The organism is Pseudomonas putida (assembly GCF_030159595.1).
GTDB lineage: Bacteria > Pseudomonadota > Gammaproteobacteria > Pseudomonadales > Pseudomonadaceae > Aquipseudomonas > Aquipseudomonas putida_AC.
On the sequence record NZ_BSKJ01000007.1, the window covers coordinates 80,764 to 95,844 of the forward strand.

Annotated in this window: 18 protein-coding genes; 14 read left to right on the top strand and 4 right to left on the bottom strand. The window is 61.3% G+C overall.

Annotated elements, in window-relative coordinates; genetic code table 11:
- Window positions 1-30 precede the first annotated feature (30 nt).
- On the top strand, window positions 31-453 hold the full coding sequence (gene hpaR / locus QQL85_RS16805) for a homoprotocatechuate degradation operon regulator HpaR (protein WP_119370607.1): 423 nt from the start codon (window positions 31-33) through the stop codon (window positions 451-453).
- Window positions 454-516: 63 nt separating this feature from the next.
- Here the strand turns inward: hpaR and QQL85_RS16810 are convergent, their stop codons facing one another.
- Window positions 517-1,605 carry an asparaginase gene (locus QQL85_RS16810; protein ID WP_284354745.1) on the bottom strand — a complete coding sequence of 363 codons (1,089 nt, stop codon included), beginning with the start codon at window positions 1,603-1,605 and terminating at the stop codon, window positions 517-519.
- Window positions 1,606-1,919: 314 nt separating this feature from the next.
- Between QQL85_RS16810 and QQL85_RS16815 the strand changes: the two genes are divergently transcribed.
- The 7 genes from QQL85_RS16815 (at window position 1,920) to QQL85_RS16845 (ending at window position 8,950) form a co-directional block, all read left to right on the top strand.
- A complete protein-coding gene (locus QQL85_RS16815) occupies window positions 1,920-2,876 on the top strand; it encodes a sugar ABC transporter substrate-binding protein (RefSeq protein WP_284354744.1) in 957 nt (318 codons plus the stop codon).
- Window positions 2,877-2,897: 21 nt separating this feature from the next.
- Window positions 2,898-4,451: a sugar ABC transporter ATP-binding protein gene (locus tag QQL85_RS16820; RefSeq protein WP_284354743.1), complete on the top strand. Its 1,554-nt coding sequence runs from the start codon at window positions 2,898-2,900 to the stop codon at window positions 4,449-4,451.
- Complete coding sequence (locus QQL85_RS16825) at window positions 4,448-5,443, top strand: ABC transporter permease (protein WP_284354742.1); 996 nt, start codon at window positions 4,448-4,450, stop codon at window positions 5,441-5,443. Before QQL85_RS16820 ends, QQL85_RS16825 begins: the two co-directional genes overlap by 4 nt.
- A gap of 4 nt (window positions 5,444-5,447) precedes the next feature.
- Window positions 5,448-6,470, top strand: coding sequence for a LacI family DNA-binding transcriptional regulator (locus tag QQL85_RS16830; RefSeq protein ID WP_284354741.1), 1,023 nt, complete (start codon window positions 5,448-5,450; stop codon window positions 6,468-6,470).
- A 9-nt stretch (window positions 6,471-6,479) separates the two neighbouring features.
- Window positions 6,480-7,388, top strand: coding sequence for a ribokinase (rbsK, locus tag QQL85_RS16835; RefSeq protein WP_284354740.1), 909 nt, complete (start codon window positions 6,480-6,482; stop codon window positions 7,386-7,388).
- The gene (gene rbsD, locus QQL85_RS16840) at window positions 7,385-7,783 is read left to right on the top strand and encodes a D-ribose pyranase (RefSeq protein ID WP_198750848.1); all 399 of its coding nucleotides are present in this window, start codon (window positions 7,385-7,387) and stop codon (window positions 7,781-7,783) included. The genes rbsK and rbsD overlap by 4 nt, the downstream gene beginning before the upstream one ends.
- Before the next feature lie 165 nt (window positions 7,784-7,948).
- Complete coding sequence (locus QQL85_RS16845) at window positions 7,949-8,950, top strand: nucleoside hydrolase (RefSeq protein ID WP_284354739.1); 1,002 nt, start codon at window positions 7,949-7,951, stop codon at window positions 8,948-8,950.
- On the opposite strand, the gene QQL85_RS16850 is transcribed toward QQL85_RS16845, so the two are convergent.
- Window positions 8,922-9,134: a hypothetical protein gene (locus QQL85_RS16850; RefSeq protein ID WP_284354738.1), complete on the bottom strand. Its 213-nt coding sequence runs from the start codon at window positions 9,132-9,134 to the stop codon at window positions 8,922-8,924. The two genes, QQL85_RS16845 and QQL85_RS16850, sit on opposite strands and share 29 nt — an antisense overlap.
- A gap of 258 nt (window positions 9,135-9,392) precedes the next feature.
- On the opposite strand from QQL85_RS16850, the gene QQL85_RS16855 reads away from it, so the two are divergent.
- Complete coding sequence (locus QQL85_RS16855) at window positions 9,393-9,713, top strand: I78 family peptidase inhibitor (RefSeq protein WP_284354737.1); 321 nt, start codon at window positions 9,393-9,395, stop codon at window positions 9,711-9,713.
- A gap of 75 nt (window positions 9,714-9,788) precedes the next feature.
- On the opposite strand, the gene QQL85_RS16860 is transcribed toward QQL85_RS16855, so the two are convergent.
- Both QQL85_RS16860 and QQL85_RS16865 read right to left on the bottom strand, forming a co-directional pair.
- A complete protein-coding gene (locus QQL85_RS16860) occupies window positions 9,789-10,001 on the bottom strand; it encodes a cold-shock protein (protein WP_003250656.1) in 213 nt (70 codons plus the stop codon).
- A gap of 162 nt (window positions 10,002-10,163) precedes the next feature.
- Window positions 10,164-10,469 (bottom strand): hypothetical protein, encoded by a 306-nt coding sequence (locus QQL85_RS16865; RefSeq protein WP_075044741.1) that lies wholly within the window; start codon window positions 10,467-10,469, stop codon window positions 10,164-10,166.
- A gap of 339 nt (window positions 10,470-10,808) precedes the next feature.
- Between QQL85_RS16865 and thrS the strand changes: the two genes are divergently transcribed.
- The 5 genes from thrS to pheS all read left to right on the top strand — a co-directional run bounded on the left by thrS (window position 10,809) and on the right by pheS (window position 15,048).
- Window positions 10,809-12,731 carry a threonine--tRNA ligase gene (gene thrS / locus QQL85_RS16870; RefSeq protein ID WP_284354736.1) on the top strand — a complete coding sequence of 641 codons (1,923 nt, stop codon included), beginning with the start codon at window positions 10,809-10,811 and terminating at the stop codon, window positions 12,729-12,731.
- Entirely contained in the window at window positions 12,731-13,282 is a 552-nt protein-coding gene (gene infC, locus QQL85_RS16875; protein WP_012052879.1) for a translation initiation factor IF-3, read from the top strand. The genes thrS and infC overlap by 1 nt, the downstream gene beginning before the upstream one ends.
- Before the next feature lie 61 nt (window positions 13,283-13,343).
- Window positions 13,344-13,538, top strand: coding sequence for a 50S ribosomal protein L35 (gene rpmI / locus QQL85_RS16880; protein ID WP_003250667.1), 195 nt, complete (start codon window positions 13,344-13,346; stop codon window positions 13,536-13,538).
- A 27-nt stretch (window positions 13,539-13,565) separates the two neighbouring features.
- Window positions 13,566-13,922, top strand: a complete 357-nt coding sequence (gene rplT, locus QQL85_RS16885; protein WP_003250671.1) for a 50S ribosomal protein L20 — start codon at window positions 13,566-13,568, stop codon at window positions 13,920-13,922.
- Window positions 13,923-14,031: 109 nt separating this feature from the next.
- Window positions 14,032-15,048, top strand: a complete 1,017-nt coding sequence (gene pheS, locus QQL85_RS16890) for a phenylalanine--tRNA ligase subunit alpha (protein WP_016487883.1) — start codon at window positions 14,032-14,034, stop codon at window positions 15,046-15,048.
- Window positions 15,049-15,081 lie beyond the last annotated feature (33 nt).

Sequence of the window (15,081 nt, forward strand, 5' to 3'; positions counted from 1 at the left end):
TCGTGATCAGAGAAAACCACAGGCTTGACCATGACCAAGACGCAACCTTCGCTCACGCTAAGCCTTTTGCAGGCCCGAGAAGCCGCGATGGCATTTTTCAGGCCGCTGTTGAATGAGCACGACCTGACCGAGCAGCAGTGGCGGGTAATCCGCATCCTCAAGCAGCATGGCGAGCTGGAGAATTACCAGTTGGCAGAGTTGGCCTGCATTCTTAAACCGAGCATGACCGGGGTGCTGGGGCGGCTGGAGCGTGACGGGCTGGTGCGGCGGCAGAAGGCGGCGCAGGACCAGCGGCGGGTGTTTGTTACGCTCACCGAGGGTGGGGAGGCTTGTTTTGCCTCGATGAAGGAGGGGATGGAGGCCAACTACCAGAAGATTCAGGCGCAGTTTGGTGAAGAGAAGCTGCAGCAGCTGATGGGGTTGCTGAATGACCTGAAGCGCATCGCGCCCTGAGACGTCCCAGGGCAGGATAATGAAGCCCCCAGAGCCAGCGTGCCGGCCCTGAGGGAGGATCGATCAATACTCCCAGAAGATCCGCTGCAACGCTTTGCTGTCCTGAGTCTTGGTCATCGCCACCATCGCCAGAATCCGCGCCTTCTGCGGGTTCAGGTCATGGGCCACGACCCAGTCGTTCTTGTCATCCGGCTGTTCGGCGTTGCGCAGCACGAAACCGCCTTGGTTCACATGCGACGAGCGAATGATCTGCACGCCGTTCTTGCGCAGCTCCTGCAGTGCCGGCACTACCCGCGACGACACCGAGCCGTTGCCGGTACCGGCGTGGATCAGCGCCTTGGCGCCGTTCTGCGCCAGTGCCTTGTAGGCGGTATCGGTCACGTTGCCATAGCCATAGGCGATGTCCACTTGCGGCAGGCTGCTGATCTGCTTGATGTCGAATTCGGAGTTGACCGTGTGGCGCTTGGCCGGCAGGCGGAACCAGTACGACTTGCCTTCCACCACCATGCCCATCGGGCCCCAGGCGCTCTTGAAGGCTTCGGTCTTGATGTTGACCGACTTGCTCACGTCACGGCCGGACTGGATCTCGTCATTCATGGTCACCAGCACGCCCTTGCCACGCGACTGCTTGTCGCTGGCCACGGCAACGGCGTTGTACAGGTTGAGCATGCCGTCGGCGGACATTGCGGTGCCCGGGCGCATCGAGCCGACTACCACGATCGGCTTGTCGGTTTTTTCCACCAGGTTGAGGAAGTAGGCGGTTTCTTCGAGGGTGTCGGTGCCGTGGGTGATGACGATACCGTCGACGTCCTTGCTCTCGGCCAGTTCGGCGACACGCTTGCCCAGCTTCAGCAGGTCGTCGTTGGAGATACTTTCAGAGGCGATCTGCATCACCTGCTCGCCGCGTACGTTGGCAATGTCGGCCAGTTCAGGCACACCGGCAATCAGCTTGTCGACGCCCAGCTTGGCGGCCTGGTAGGTGGCACTGTTGGCGGCACTGGCGCCAGCACCGGCAATGGTGCCGCCGGTGGCGAGGATAACCACGTTGGCCAGCTTCTGCTGGGTTTCGGCTTCTTTGGCCGAGGCGGTGGCGGGCAGGATCAGCAGCAGGGCGAGGGCGCTGGGGGCGAAGGTTTTGAGTGCAGCATTCATCGTTATTGTTCTCTCTCTTCCTAGTGAGATTTTTTGTATGTCGCACAGGACTCAAGGCATGTTTCATACCAGCTTGTGCGAATGAGTGATGCCGCGGCCTTGTGCCGCGAACGGGGACAGTATTCCATTCGAAATTCCGAACGGGCGTAGGAAAAGGTGTTCGGTTTTCCGGAAAAATTCTGGATAATCGGCGTCAGCAGCCTGTTGACCACCGAACGCCAAACGGATTTGACAAACCCCGGTCTTGTTTCCATAGTTAGGCAACGCAAACGTTTGCGATCCGATAAAAAACACAAGATTCGGAGTCATCGTCCATGAAACTGCCGTTCCCCGGTCGTCTGCTGGCCCTCGCTGTCGTTTCCACCTTGTCCCTCGCCCTGCCGTTTTCCGCTGCCCACGCCGAAGACAAGCCCAAGGTCGCCCTGGTGATGAAGTCACTGGCCAATGAATTCTTCCGCACCATGGAAGACGGCGCCAAGGACTACCAGAAAACCCACTCGGACGAATTCGACCTGATCGCCAACGGCATCAAGAACGAAACCGATACTGGCGAGCAGATCCGCATTGTCGAGCAGATGGTCAACGCTGGCGCCAAGGCGCTGGTGATCGCCCCGGCCGATTCCAAGGCACTGGTCTCCGCAGTGAAAAAGGCCATGGACCAGGGCGTGGTGGTGATCAATATCGACAACCGTCTGGACCCTGAACTGCTCAAGAGCAAAGGCATCAGCGTGCCCTTTGTCGGCCCCGACAACCGCAAGGGTGCGCGACTGGTCGGCGACTACCTGGCCAACGAAAAACTCAAGGCCGGTGACCAGGTCGGCATCATCGAAGGCGTGCCGACCACCACCAACGCCCAGCAGCGCACCGCCGGCTTCAAGGACGCCATGGAAGCGGCGCAGATGAAGATTGTCTCGGTGCAGAGTGGTAACTGGGAAATCGACAAGGGCAACGCCGTTGCCGCCTCCATGCTCAACGAATACCCCGACCTGAAGGCCCTGCTGGCCGGTAACGACAGCATGGCCTTGGGTGCCGTGTCGGCCGTGCGCGCAGCCGGCAAGGCCGGCCAGGTACAAGTGGTGGGTTACGACAACATCAACGCTATCAAGCCGATGCTTGCCGATGGCCGCGTGCTTGCCACTCTCGACCAGGCGGCCAGCCAGCAAGCGGTGTACGGCATCCAGGCAGCGCTGAAAATGGTCAAGGGTGAGAAGCCAGATGTGGATGCCGACAACGTCATCCAGACCCCGGTCCAACTCATCACCAAACCCTGATTGCTGGCAGGAGATACGGCCATGCCTGCATCGGCCAACGAAGTGGTGCTTGCTGCCAGCGGGTTGGGCAAGACCTACGCCCAACCCGTGCTCTGCGAGGTCAGCCTGAACCTGCGGGCCGGCGAAGTGCTGGCCCTTACGGGAGAAAACGGCGCGGGCAAGAGCACCCTGTCCAAGCTCATCAGCGGCCTGGAAACCCCCACCACCGGGCACATGACTTATCGCGGTCAGGCCTACGCGCCCGGCAGTCGCAGCGAGGCCGAGCGCTTGGGTGTGCGCATGGTCATGCAGGAGCTGAACCTGCTGCCGACGCTGACCGTGGCGGAAAACCTGTTCCTCGATAACCTGCCCAGCCGCTTTGGCTGGATCAGCCACAAGCGCCTGCGCCAGCTGGCCACTGAAGCTATGGCCCGGGTCGGGCTGGATGCCATCGACCCAGACACGCTGGTGGGCGAGCTGGGTATTGGCCATCAGCAGATGGTCGAGATCGCCCGCAACCTGATCGGTGATTGTCATGTGCTGATCTTCGACGAACCCACCGCCATGCTCACCGCCCGCGAGGTGGAGCTGCTGTTCACCCAGATCGAGCGCCTGCGTGAACACGGCGTGGCTATCGTCTACATCTCGCACCGCCTTGAAGAGTTGCAGCGCGTGGCCCAGCGCATTGTAGTGCTGCGCGACGGCAAGCTAGTGTGCGACGAGCCGATCCAGCGTTACAGCAGTGCCGAGCTGGTCAACCTGATGGTTGGCCGGGAGCTGGGCGAGCATATCGACCTAGGCCGCCGGCAGATCGGCGCACCGCTGCTCAGGGTCGACAAACTTTGCCGAGCGGACAAGGTGCGCGAGGTGTCGTTCGAGGTCAGGGCAGGGGAGATCTTCGGCATCTCCGGCCTGATTGGCGCCGGCCGTACCGAGCTGTTGCGCCTGATCTACGGTGCCGACCGAGCCGACAGCGGCAGCATCGCGCTTGGCCAGCCACTGCAGGCGATAACCATCGATTCGCCCAAGGCCGCAGTGCGGGCTGGTATCGCGCTGATTACCGAAGACCGCAAAGGCGAGGGCCTGCTGCTGACGCAATCGATCAGCGCCAATATCGCCCTGGGCAACCTGGGCGCGGTATCGCGGGCTGGCGTGCTGAATGGCCAGGCGGAAAGTGCCTTGGCCGAACGCCAGATCCAGGCCATGCGCATCCGCAGTGCCGGTGCGCAGCAAGTGGTGGGCGAGCTGTCTGGCGGCAACCAGCAGAAGGTGGTGATTGGCCGCTGGCTGGAACGCGACTGCCAGGTGCTGCTGTTCGACGAGCCCACGCGTGGCATCGACGTGGGTGCCAAGTTCGACATCTACGGCCTGCTGGCCGAACTGGCGCGCCAGGACAAGGCTTTGGTGGTGGTGTCCAGTGACCTGCGCGAGCTGATGCTGATCTGCGACCGCATCGCCGTGCTGTCTGCCGGTCGCCTGATCGAAACCTTCGACCGTGACCATTGGAGCCAGGACCAGCTGCTGGCCGCCGCCTTCTCCGGTTATCAGAAACGTGACGCGTTGCTGCACGACGCAGCCCCCAGGATGGATGCATGAAAACCACCCCGCTAAACAGCCAAGGCACCGCCTCCGTGCGCCGCAGCGGCACTTACTTTGGCCTGGGTACCTACCTGGGGCTGGCCGGCGCTTTGCTCGCGATGATCGTGCTGTTCTCGTTCCTCAGCAGCCACTTCTGGTCGTACAGCACGTTCAGCACACTGGCCAACCAGATACCTGACCTGATGGTGCTGGCGGTGGGCATGACCTTCGTGCTGATCATCGGCGGCATCGACCTGTCGGTAGGCTCGGTGCTGGCCCTGGCTGCCTCCACGGTGAGCGTGGCGATTCTCGGCTGGGGCTGGGGCGTGCTGCCCTCGGCGTTGCTGGGCATGGCCGTGGCTGCGCTGGCCGGCAGCATCACCGGTGGCGTCACCGTGGCCTGGCGTATTCCCTCGTTCATCGTTTCGCTTGGTGTCCTGGAGATGGCCCGCGGCCTGGCCTATCAGTTCACCGACTCGCGCACCGCCTACATCGGCGATGCCTATGCCTGGTTCTCCAACCCGGTCGCCTTTGGCATATCGCCAGCGTTCATCATTGCGTTGCTGGTGATCGTGCTGGCCCAGTTGGTGCTGACCCGCACCGTGTTCGGCCGCTACCTGATCGGCATCGGCACCAACGAAGAGGCCGTGCGCCTGGCGGGTATCGACCCGCGCCCATACAAGGTGCTGGTGTTCGCGCTGATGGGCCTGCTCGCCGGCCTGGCCGCACTGTTTCAGATTTCGCGCCTGGAGGCGGCCGACCCCAATGCCGGCGCCGGCCTGGAGCTGCAGGTGATCGCCGCCGTGGTGATCGGCGGCACCAGCCTGATGGGCGGACGCGGCTCGGTCATCAGCACCTTCTTTGGCGTACTGATCATTTCGGTGCTGGCCGCCGGGCTGGCGCAGATCGGTGCCAGCGAACCGACCAAACGCATCATCACCGGGGCGGTGATCGTCATCGCCGTGGTGCTCGACACCTACCGTAGCCGGCGTGCAAACCGGCGGAACTGAAAACATGGCAACCATCAAAGACGTCGCGGCACTGGCGGGCATTTCTTACACCACCGTGTCGCATGTGCTGAACAAGACCCGACCTGTCAGCGAACATGTGCGGCAGAAGGTCGAAGCCGCCATCCTCGAACTGGACTATGTGCCCAGTGCCGTGGCGCGCTCGCTCAAGGCGCGCAGCACGGCCACCATCGGCCTGCTGGTGCCAAACAGTGTCAACCCGTACTTCGCCGAGCTTGCGCGGGGTATCGAAGACGCCTGCGAGCGCAACGGTTACTGCGTCATTCTGTGCAACTCCGACGACAACCCGCAGAAGCAGCGCAGTTACCTGCGCGTGTTGCTGGAAAAGCGCATCGACGGCCTGGTGGTGGCCTCGGTGGGCCAAGACAGCGACTTGCTGCAAAGCCTGGCCAGCGTGCGCACGCCGATGGTGATCGTCGACCGTGAGCTGGAAGGCGTCGATGCCGACCTGGTGCGCATCGATCACGAGCAGGGCGCGTACCTGGCGACCCAGCATTTGCTGGAGCTGGGGCACCGAGATATCGCCTACATCGGTGGCCCCGCCGAAACCGGGGTGACCCAGCTGCGCCTGAGGGGCTACTGCCGGGCCATGGCCGAGGCCGGGGCGCAGGTACAGGGCAACCGCGTATTGCATTGCGACTTCACCAGCCCCGGCGGCCATGCCGCAGCGGCGCAGGTGCTGGAGGGCAAACGGCCCACGGCGATTTTTGCCGGCAACGACATGATCGGTTTTGGCGTGTTGCGTGCTGCAGCCGAGCGCAAAATCACTGTACCCGGTGAGCTGTCGGTGATCGGCTTCGACGATATCGAACTCAGCCGCTATGTGTACCCGCCGTTGACCACGGTGGGCCAGTCGATTCGCGAGCTGGGCGAAAACGCCGCGTCGCTGTTGCTGACGCGCATTGCTGCACCCCGCCAGGGCGCGGCAGAGCAACGCATCGTCGCCCCGCGCATCGTGCTGCGCGAGTCCACCGGGCCGCGCCCGGACCTGTTCAACGATTACCGCTAAGGAAATGTCATGAGTGCCAAGGTCGTGGTAGTGGGTAGCCTCAACATGGACCTGGTGGCCCGCGCGCAGCGCTTGCCCCGGGCTGGCGAGACCCTTCCCGGCGAGAGCTTTTTCACCGTGCCGGGCGGTAAGGGCGCCAACCAGGCCGTGGCGGTGGCGCGGCTGGGTGGCAGCGTGGCGATGATCGGCAATGTGGGTGACGATGATTATGGTCGGCAGTTGCACCGGGCCTTGTATGTCGAGGGCATCGACTGCCAAGGCATCAGCACTTGCCCGGGGGCGTCCAGTGGTGTGGCGCTGATCACTGTGGATGCCGCCAGCCAGAACTGCATCGTCATCATTCCCGGCGGCAACGGCCTGCTGACGCCGCAGTCGGTGCAGCGCTACGATGCGCTGTTGCAGGCGGCCGAGGTGGTCATCTGCCAGCTGGAGGTGCCGGCCGAAACCGTGGCCTGGACCTTGGCCAGGGCGCGTGAACTGGGCAAGCAAGTCATCCTGAACCCGGCGCCTGCCACTGGCCCGTTGCCGGCGGACTGGTTCGCCCGCATCGATTACCTCACACCCAACGAAAGCGAGGCTGAAACCCTCACGGGTATGCCAGTGACCGACCAGGACAGCGCCCGGCGCGCAGGTGAACGCTTGCGGCAACTGGGGGCGGGCAAAGTGATCATTACCCTGGGTGCGCAGGGGGCCTTGCTGGTGACTGCCCAGGGCCACCAGCATTTCCCGGCGCCGGTGGTGCAGCCACTGGATACCACCGCGGCAGGCGACACCTTCATCGGTGGCTTCGCCGCGGGCCTGGTGCGGGGCCTGGGGGAGGGCGACGCCATCGCCTTCGGCCAGCGTGCGGCGGCATTGTCGGTTACCCGCGCCGGTGCACAGCCATCAATTCCCTACCTGGCGGAGCTTGCACCATGAAGAAAACCCCGCTGCTGAACGTTGCCCTGTCGCGGACCATCGCCGGCATGGGGCATGGCGACATCCTGGTGATCGGCGATGCCGGGTTACCGGTGCCGCCGGGTGTGGAACTGATCGATCTTGCCATCACGCCAGGCTTGCCGGATTTTGCCAGCGTGTTGCGGGCGGTGCTGAGCGAGTTGCAGGTAGAGCGGCATGTGCTGGCTGAAGAAATGCAGAAAGTGGTACCGCCGGCGTTGGTCGAGATCGAGCGGCTGAAGGGCAAGCTGGGCAAGCGGGAGTGGCTGAGCCACGAAGATTTCAAGGTGCTGTCACGCAGTGCCCGCGCCGTGGTGCGTACTGGCGAATGCCAGCCCTACAGCAACATCGCCCTGATCTCCGGCGTGACGTTCTAGCTAATCGTACTGGCCTGAGGAGATCCTTGTGGGAGCGGGCTCACCCGCGAACACCGGCGAAGCCGGTGCCATCCACCGCGCTGTATTCTTCGCGGGTGAACCCGCTCCCACAGGGTGCTGCGGTAATTCAGGAATATTTATTCAGGCAACAAGGAGTGCCACCCCATGCTCAAACCCCTGCTACAAGGACTCGCCCTCATGGCCACAGCCACCACCCTCCAGGCTGCCCCGATCGACCTGATCATCGACACCGACCCCGGCGCCGACGACGTGGTCGCGCTGTTCCTGGCCATGGCCTCGCCCGATGAGCTCAACATCCGCGCCATCACCACCGTGGCCGGCAACGTGCGCCTGGACAAAACCTCCCGCAATGCCCGCCTGGCCCGCGAATGGGCCGGCCGCGAGGATATCCCCGTTTACGCCGGCGCAGGCCGTCCACTGGTGCGCACACCCATCTACGCCGCCGATGTCCACGGCGAAGAAGGCCTGACCGGCATACAAGTACACGAACCGAAAAAGCCCCTGGCCCAAGGCAGCGCCGTGCAATACCTGATCGACACCCTCGGCGCCGCCAAATCCCACAGCATCACCGTCGCCATGCTCGGCCCACAGACCAACCTGGCCCTGGCGCTGGTTCAGCGCCCGGATATCGTCAAAGGCATCAAGGAAGTGGTGGTCATGGGCGGCGCCCATTTCAACGGCGGCAACATCACCCCGGCAGCGGAATTCAACCTCTACGCCGACCCGCATGCTGCACAGGTGGTGCTGGCCAGTGGCGTGCAACTCACCTACCTGCCACTGGACGTCACTCACAAACTACTGACCAGCGACGCCCGTCTGAAACAGCTGGCCGCTGTGAACACCCAGGCCGGCAAACGGGTGGTGGATATCCTCAACGCCTACATCACCCACGACATGGACCTGTACGGCATGCCGGGCGGCCCGGTGCATGACGCCAGCGTCATCGCCTACCTGCTAAAGCCTGAGCTGTTCAGCGGTCGGCGCATCCACATGAGCATCGACAGCCGCGAAGGCCCGACCTTCGGCCAGACCCTTGCTGACTGGTACGGCGTGCTCAAGCAGCCCGTCAACGTGATGTGGGTGGAGCAGGGCGATGCCCAAGGCCTGTTCGACCTGCTCAGCGCCCGTTTGGCGCGGTTGGAGTAGCCGCGTGCGGCGCAAAGCGCTCAAGCACCTGGTCGACGAAGCTGCGTGCCGCCTCGGCGCCGCGGTCGCGCACCAGCAGGTCGATGGCGATCAACAGCAACTCCTCTGGCGTGCCAGGGCTGTACGCGCTCTGGCCCTCGGCCCATTTGACCTTGATATCGGCATCGATGCTGTGGCTGCTCATGAAAGGCTCTCGCTTGGGCCCGGGGCGGAGGGGCGAATACCGGATCCGGGTATTCGGGGGAGGCACTGTGCCTTCACTTCCTAAAGTAAATCATGACTTTGCAGCGCAAACCAAGCGCCTCGTCGGTGCAGCAGTAAAATTCGGTCACGATTGCCTTTCGCTCAGGGCGCCCGGTTCAGGCAGACTTGCCCGGTTTTGCAACGAATTCTTGGTGGAGCTGTCGGAACAGACAGTTCTCAGATCGATTTAGGAGGCTTCATGTTCCGTACCCGTGCTTTGTTGGCAACCCTGGCGGTAGCGGCTGTCCTGGCTGGTTGCAGCACTGGTGGTAACTCAGGTGGTGGCGGCTCGCCAGCCGCAGCAGCTGGCAACGATGGCCGCTGCGAAGCCAGCGGTGCCGACTTCGCCATTGGCAAGCAGGGCAGTGCCGAACTGCTGGAGCAGGCGCGCAAGGCCAGTGGCTCGCAGATAGCTCGCATTCTCAAACCGCACGATGTGGTCACCCTGGAGTACCGCTCCGAGCGGCTGAACCTGAATGTGGACGAGCAGGGTAAGGTCGCCCGCGTTAACTGCGGTTGATGCAGGGGCTGCACAGGCGGGGACCAACCATAAAAAAACCCGCCACAAGGGCGGGTTTTTTTACAGCTATCCGAATTACTCCGGACGAACCTGTGCAGCCTGCATGCCCTTCTGGCCGCGCTCGGCGACGAAGGAAACAGTCTGGCCTTCTTTCAGGCTCTTGAAGCCGTCGGATTCGATGGCTTTGAAGTGAACGAACAGGTCGTCGCCGCCGCCTGCTGGGGTGATGAAGCCGTAGCCTTTCTCATCATTGAACCATTTGACGGTGCCTTGTTGGCGATTGGACATGGGTGAATCTCCAGAACATTTAGTTTTTTCAGTGGTGCAATGCGGCCGAGGCTACGGAGCACGGGATACATCATAGTCTAATTCTGCGCATCTAGCGCCTTTTACCTTCGCAGGATATTGATCCAGCTCAAAGAATGGCTGGCCCGCCCTGGCTTTAAGGTTTCAGCTCTTCGGTGCGCAGGCCTGTTTCACGACCGTCTGGGCCTTTTGCATCAGCTTGGCATCCACACCGTCATTGCTGTCCAGGTCGGCAATCTCCGCGTCGGTGAAATTCTTTTTGATGGCCTGGGCGCCGCAGTCGCAGTGCTTTTTCGCGGTCGCAGCGTCAACGCCCTGGCCGCTGGCCACTTGCGTGCACTGGGCCATGTAGCCAGCTTCCTTGCCTGGTGGGAAGTTGCCAGCGTTCGCCGCCATCGGCAGCAGCAGGGCCCCTGCGGCCGCCAGGGCCAGAAGAGACGGAACTCGCATAACCAGTTACTCCTTGGGTTAAGGTCTCATCAAGAGTAGGTTGCTTCCCAAGGTCTGATAGGAATTTTTCCGCGTTAGTTCACCCGGAAGAAGCAATTGCCAAATATTTCTGCCTGGGGTGCAACCCGCGTGCTAGCATGCCCGGCCTGCAGCTGACAACTTCCAGCCTGCAGCTATCTTTACTTCTTTCCAGTCACTCTGGTTCGTCCCTTGCAAGCCGAAAGGCTTCTGCCACTGTGAGGCAGGCTTCCTGTTAGAGGAGGGCAGGTCGGATCTTGTACTGGCTCATCCCAACCCATGTGACCTTTGGTAGGGGTCACCACTAGGAGAGGAGGCGCCATGCCCGTTATTACTCTTCCCGATGGCAGTCAACGTTCGTTTGATAACGCCGTATCCGTAGCCGAAGTAGCCGCATCCATCGGCGCCGGCCTGGCCAAGGCCACCGTCGCCGGCAAGGTCGACGGCAAACTGGTCGATGCTTGCGACCTGATCAGCCACGACGCCACCCTGCAGATCATCACCCCTAAAGATGAAGAGGGACTGGAGATTATCCGTCACTCGTGCGCCCACCTGGTTGGCCACGCCGTGAAGCAGCTGTACCCGACCGCCAAGATGGTGATCGGCCCGGTCATCGACGAAGGCTTCTATTACGACATCGCCTACGAGCGCCCCTTCACCCCTGAAGACATGGTCGCCATCGAAAAGCGCATGATGGAGCTGATCGAAAAAGACTACGACGTGGTCAAGAAAGTGACCCCGCGCGCCGAAGTCATCGATGTGTTCAAGGCCCGTGGCGAAGACTATAAGCTGCGCCTGGTCGAAGACATGCCGGACGAACAGGCCATGGGCCTGTACTACCACGAAGAATACGTCGACATGTGCCGTGGCCCGCATGTGCCGAACACCCGCTTCCTCAAGGCATTCAAGCTGACCAAGCTGTCTGGTGCCTACTGGCGTGGTGATGCCAAGAACGAGCAGCTGCAACGCGTGTACGGCACCGCATGGGCCGACAAGAAGCAGCTGGCCGCGTACATCCAGCGCATCGAAGAAGCCGAAAAACGCGACCACCGCAAGATCGGCAAGCAGCTCGACCTGTTCCACCTGCAGGAAGAGGCCCCAGGCATGGTGTTCTGGCACGCCAACGGCTGGACCGTGTACCAGGTGCTCGAGCAGTACATGCGTCAGGTTCAGCGCGCCAATGGCTACCTGGAAATCAAGACCCCGCAGGTTGTCGACCGTATTCTGTGGGAGCGTTCCGGCCACTGGTCGAACTACGCCGAGAACATGTTCACCACGTCGTCGGAAAGCCGCGACTACGCGGTAAAACCGATGAACTGCCCGTGCCATGTGCAGGTGTTCAACCAGGGCCTGAAAAGCTACCGCGACCTGCCGCTGCGCCTGGCCGAGTTCGGTGCCTGCCACCGTAACGAGCCGTCCGGCGCCCTGCACGGCATCATGCGCGTGCGTGGATTCGTACAGGACGACGCGCACATCTTCTGCACCGAAGAACAGGTGAAGAAAGAAGCCGCCGACTTCATCAAGCTGACCCTGGATGTGTACAAGGACTTCGGCTTCACCGACGTTGCCATGAAGCTGTCGACCCGTCCGGCCAAGCGTGTCGGTTCCGAAGAGCTGTGGGACCGTGCCGAAACGGCGCTGGCCGACGCTTTGAACGAATCTGGCCTTGAGTGGGAATACCAGCCAGGCGAGGGCGCCTTCTACGGCCCGAAAATCGAGTTCACCCTGCGCGATTGCCTCGGCCGTAACTGGCAGTGCGGTACCCTGCAGTACGACCCGAACCTGCCAGAGCGCCTGGATGCCAGCTATATCGCCGAAGATAACAGCCGAATTCGCCCGGTCATGCTGCACCGTGCCATCCTCGGCTCGTTCGAGCGCTTCATCGGCATGCTGATCGAACACTACGCTGGCGTGTTCCCGGCCTGGCTGGCGCCCACCCAGGCTGTGATCATGAACATCACCGACAAACAGGCCGATTTCGCCCTTGAGGTTGAGAAATCTCTGAACGGTAGCGGTTTCCGTGCCAAGTCGGACTTGAGAAATGAGAAGATCGGCTTTAAAATCCGCGAGCATACTTTGCTCAAGGTCCCGTACCTTTTGGTTATAGGGGATCGCGAAGTCGAAACGCAAACCGTCGCAGTGCGTACTCGCGAAGGCGCAGACCTGGGCTCCATGCCTGTCGCCCAATTCGCTGAGCTTCTGACACAAGCGGTTTCCCGGCGTGGTCGCCAAGAATCGGAGTAATGACTATTAAGCGTGAAATGAGAAACGATAAGCGTGCTGTACCGAAGGCCCCGATCAACGAGAATATCTCGGCCCGCGAGGTTCGGTTAATTGGCGCAGACGGCGAGCAGGTTGGCATCGTCTCGATTGATGAAGCGCTGCGTATCGCTGATGAAGCGAAGCTGGATCTGGTAGAAATCTCTGCAGACGCGGTACCCCCGGTCTGCAAGGTCATGGACTACGGCAAGCACCTCTTCGAAAAGAAGAAGCAGGCCAACGAAGCCAAGAAAAACCAGAAGCAGATCCAGATCAAAGAAATCAAGTTTCGTCCAGGGACGGAGGATGGGGATTACCAGGTAAAACTACGCAACCTGGTACGTTTCCTTACCGATGGGGACAAGGCCAAGATCTCTCTGAGATTCCGTGGTCGTGAGATGGCCCACCAGGAGCTGGGCATGGAGCTGTTGAAGCGGGTCGAAGCCGACCTCGCCGAATACGGCACCGTTGAGCAGCATCCGAAGATGGAAGGACGCCAGCTTATGATGGTCATCGCCCCCAAAAAGAAGAAGTAATCTCCCGGGCACGGCAGGCCTGATGATTATTGTGTAATTTTTTTCGAATGCGGAGTTCAACATGCCAAAAATGAAAACCAAGAGCGGTGCTGCGAAGCGCTTCCTGAAGACAGCTTCGGGCTTCAAGCACAAGCACGCTTTCAAAAGCCACATCCTGACCAAAATGTCGACCAAGCGTAAGCGTCAACTGCGCGGTGCCAGCTTGCTGCACCCGTCCGACGTGGCAAAAGTCGAGCGCATGCTGCGCGTTCGTTAATTCTGGTTAAGATAGAGGAAGTTACTCATGGCTCGTGTTAAGCGCGGCGTTATCGCTCGTAAGCGTCACAAAAAAATTCTGAAACTGGCTAAAGGTTACTACGGTGCACGCTCGCGCGTATTCCGCGTAGCCAAGCAAGCGGTCATCAAGGCAGGCCAATACGCCTACCGCGACCGTCGCCAGAAGAAGCGTCAGTTCCGCGCACTGTGGATCGCTCGTATCAACGCCGGTGCCCGCACCAACGGTCTGTCCTACAGCCGTCTGATTGCTGGCCTGAAAAAGGCTTCGATCGAAATCGACCGTAAGGTTCTGGCCGATCTGGCAGTGAACGAAAAAGCGGCGTTTGCTGCGATTGTCGAGAAAGCTAAAGCCGTTCTGGCTTAAGTACCCGCGACAATCACCCGGCGGCGCTAGCGTCGTCGGGCATTGAACGTCATCGATAGGGGAAGAGCCTTCAAAGCTCTTCCCCTATTTTCGTATCTGGAGTCTGTACATGGAAAACCTGGATGCGCTGGTCTCCCAAGCCCTAGAGGCCGTGGAACGCGCTGAAGACATCAATGCCCTGGAACAGATCCGGGTTAATTATCTCGGCAAGAAGGGCGAGCTGACCCAGGTGATGAAGACCCTGGGCAACCTGCCAGCCGAAGAGCGGCCGAAAGTCGGCGCGCTGATCAACGACGCCAAAGAGCGCGTCACCGTTGTGCTCAATGCCCGCAAGGCCGCCTTTGAAGAGGCCGAGCTCAGCGCTCGCCTGGCAGCCGAATGCATTGACGTCACCCTGCCAGGCCGCGGCCAGGCCACAGGTGGCCTGCACCCGATCACCCGTACACTCGAACGCATCGAGCAGTTCTTCACCCACATTGGCTACGGCATTGCCGAAGGCCCCGAGGTTGAAGACGACTACCACAACTTCGAAGCGCTCAACATCCCCGGCCATCACCCGGCCCGGGCGATGCACGACACCTTCTACTTCAATGCCAACATGCTGCTGCGCACCCACACCTCGCCGGTGCAGGTGCGGACCATGGAGTCCACACAGCCGCCGATCCGCATTGTGTGCCCAGGCCGCGTTTATCGCTGCGACTCGGATATCACCCACTCGCCGATGTTCCATCAGGTCGAAGGCCTGCTGATTGATCGCGATATCAACTTCGCCGACCTCAAGGGCACCATCGAAGAGTTCCTGCGCGTGTTCTTCGAAAAAGAACTGGCGGTCCGTTTCCGCCCATCGTTCTTCCCCTTCACCGAGCCGTCCGCCGAAGTCGACATCCAATGCGTGATGTGTTCCGGCAACGGCTGCCGCGTGTGCAAGCAAACTGGCTGGCTGGAAGTGATGGGCTGCGGCATGGTGCACCCGAGTGTGCTGCGCATGTCTGGCATCGACCCTGAAGAGTTCCAGGGCTTCGCCTTCGGCATGGGCGCCGAGCGCCTGGCCATGCTGCGCTATGGCGTCAACGATTTGCGTCTGTTCTTCGACAACGACCTGCGCTTCCTCGCGCAATTCCGCTAGGTCAATGCCCGACGCAACTTTCAGGAGAACAGC

Coding starts and splice junctions, on each gene's coding strand:
- QQL85_RS16850 (WP_284354738.1), bottom strand. CDS start 9,134: ATGAGCAGCCACAGCATCGATGCCGATATCAAGGTCAAATGGGCCGAG.
- QQL85_RS16830 (WP_284354741.1), top strand. CDS start 5,448: ATGGCAACCATCAAAGACGTCGCGGCACTGGCGGGCATTTCTTACACC.
- QQL85_RS16865 (WP_075044741.1), bottom strand. CDS start 10,469: ATGCGAGTTCCGTCTCTTCTGGCCCTGGCGGCCGCAGGGGCCCTGCTG.
- rpmI (WP_003250667.1), top strand. CDS start 13,344: ATGCCAAAAATGAAAACCAAGAGCGGTGCTGCGAAGCGCTTCCTGAAG.
- QQL85_RS16815 (WP_284354744.1), top strand. CDS start 1,920: ATGAAACTGCCGTTCCCCGGTCGTCTGCTGGCCCTCGCTGTCGTTTCC.
- thrS (WP_284354736.1), top strand. CDS start 10,809: ATGCCCGTTATTACTCTTCCCGATGGCAGTCAACGTTCGTTTGATAAC.
- QQL85_RS16810 (WP_284354745.1), bottom strand. CDS start 1,605: ATGAATGCTGCACTCAAAACCTTCGCCCCCAGCGCCCTCGCCCTGCTG.
- rbsD (WP_198750848.1), top strand. CDS start 7,385: ATGAAGAAAACCCCGCTGCTGAACGTTGCCCTGTCGCGGACCATCGCC.
- pheS (WP_016487883.1), top strand. CDS start 14,032: ATGGAAAACCTGGATGCGCTGGTCTCCCAAGCCCTAGAGGCCGTGGAA.
- infC (WP_012052879.1), top strand. CDS start 12,731: ATGACTATTAAGCGTGAAATGAGAAACGATAAGCGTGCTGTACCGAAG.
- QQL85_RS16825 (WP_284354742.1), top strand. CDS start 4,448: ATGAAAACCACCCCGCTAAACAGCCAAGGCACCGCCTCCGTGCGCCGC.
- hpaR (WP_119370607.1), top strand. CDS start 31: ATGACCAAGACGCAACCTTCGCTCACGCTAAGCCTTTTGCAGGCCCGA.
- QQL85_RS16845 (WP_284354739.1), top strand. CDS start 7,949: ATGCTCAAACCCCTGCTACAAGGACTCGCCCTCATGGCCACAGCCACC.
- QQL85_RS16855 (WP_284354737.1), top strand. CDS start 9,393: ATGTTCCGTACCCGTGCTTTGTTGGCAACCCTGGCGGTAGCGGCTGTC.
- rplT (WP_003250671.1), top strand. CDS start 13,566: ATGGCTCGTGTTAAGCGCGGCGTTATCGCTCGTAAGCGTCACAAAAAA.
- rbsK (WP_284354740.1), top strand. CDS start 6,480: ATGAGTGCCAAGGTCGTGGTAGTGGGTAGCCTCAACATGGACCTGGTG.
- QQL85_RS16820 (WP_284354743.1), top strand. CDS start 2,898: ATGCCTGCATCGGCCAACGAAGTGGTGCTTGCTGCCAGCGGGTTGGGC.
- QQL85_RS16860 (WP_003250656.1), bottom strand. CDS start 10,001: ATGTCCAATCGCCAACAAGGCACCGTCAAATGGTTCAATGATGAGAAA.